The organism is Lactobacillus sp. UMNPBX15 (assembly GCF_002553785.1).
In the GTDB taxonomy this organism is placed as follows: Bacteria; Bacillota; Bacilli; order Lactobacillales; family Lactobacillaceae; genus Lactobacillus; species Lactobacillus crispatus.
The window spans coordinates 1-1,156 of the sequence record NZ_PCYV01000076.1 but is presented as its reverse complement, the minus strand read 5'-3'; the positions used below and the strand labels follow the sequence as shown (position 1 = coordinate 1,156).

The window sequence follows — 1,156 nt, the reverse complement described above, 5'->3', positions numbered from 1 at the left end:
ACGCCGAAAGTAGTTGGTGGGCAACTGCCTGCGAGGAAAGGAAGCTGCCGTGCTCTTTTTTAATATTCCGGCTTAGCTCAGTTGGTAGAGCGCTTGACTGTTAATCAAGATGTCGTCAGTTCGAGTCTGACAGCCGGAGTAAAGGGAAGAAGGAAGCGGAAGGCTTCCTTTTTTTGTGCCTTTTGGGTATGTTAAAAGGTTAATTAGGCTAAGCAAGCATGACTTGAGGGTCAAATTTAATATAATCATTAATAGAAGACATAGTAAAACTCCTAACAAGCTTAATTGAATTGATTACGGAGACTATGCTCTCTTTTTAAGTGCATAAAAATCTTATAGATAGATTATTATAAATATTCAACGACAGTAAAATTAGGTAAGAAATCTATATCTAGGAATCTGTTGGGGTTCTGATTGTAGTAGGCTAATTATACAAAAATGAGTTAACAAAATTCTGATCAGAATTAGTACGGTTGAGATTGAAAAAATAACTGGTAATTATTACTGTATCTCCTTGTAATTAGGTAGCAATGCTATTTTTTACTTCTAAAATATAATTAAACCGCTCAGACAATTCGTATTGACCTGAATTTAGATAAACAGCTATAACAAAACTATGTGTGCAAAGCAGATGACAGGGACTTTTAATTGATCTCGTATGTTGGAGCGCGCTGTGTTGACTATTTGTTCTAAGTGAACAGATGACAAGCATGCCTCTATCTAAGTACCAAGATCTAGGAAATTCATTCTGAAGTGGTTAATATGTGTCAATATGTCGCACAAAGGTAACTATGAATTACAGCAACATAAGAGAAATTTGAAAAATAGTTTTTAAATTGTGGCTTGTTATTAGTGAAAATGATAAATTAAATATTATTTTGGCAGAAAATACAGCTTAATAACAAAAAATAAAAATATTTTTTGCTTACCTTTAAAAATATAGTTCGAGATTTATAAAGTTTTTAACGAGTTAAGGTGATATTTCTATAATTGAAAGCAGATTCTACTAATGTAATTGCTACAATCAGAATAAATATTTCATAAAAACACATAGAACCCGAACGAAGAACAAGACTTGCCAAAGCGGAGAAAATAAGGTAAATTAATAAAGTCGCTTCGAGAGATGCGACGAGAGCTTAAAAACAGACATGTAAGG

General features: G+C 33.0%; 1 tRNA gene. It reads left to right on the top strand.

The annotated features are described in order from the left end of the window. Positions 1–66: 66 nt before the first annotated feature. Positions 67–139 (top strand) — tRNA-Asn (locus CP366_RS10330). The last annotated feature ends 1,017 nt before the right edge of the window (positions 140–1,156 follow it).